The organism is Bittarella massiliensis (ex Durand et al. 2017) (genome assembly GCF_017566145.1).
Taxonomy (GTDB): domain Bacteria; phylum Bacillota; class Clostridia; order Oscillospirales; family Ruminococcaceae; genus Bittarella; species Bittarella massiliensis_A.
Genome location: NZ_JABFCL010000318.1, coordinates 1 through 214 on the forward strand (window position 1 = coordinate 1; position 214 = coordinate 214).

General features: G+C 48.1%; 1 protein-coding gene. It reads left to right on the forward strand.

All coding sequences use genetic code 11. From position 1 onward, the window contains the following. The coding region (locus tag HJY11_RS14490; protein ID WP_208076559.1) for a class I tRNA ligase family protein at positions 1-214 on the forward strand (214 nt) is incomplete at both ends.

A 214-nucleotide genomic window follows, 5' to 3' on the forward strand; every position in this document is an offset into this window, starting at 1 on the left:
CATCCTGATCCGATACAAGAGAATGCAGGGCTACAATGCGCTGTGGATTCCGGGGACAGACCATGCGGCGATTTCAACAGAGGTTAAAGTAACAAACCAGTTAAAGGATGAAGGGATCGATAAGAGAGAGCTTGGAAGAGAAGGTTTCTTAAAGCGGACCTGGGAGTGGAAGGAAGAGTACGCAGGGACGATTGAGTCCCAGTTGAAAAAGCTT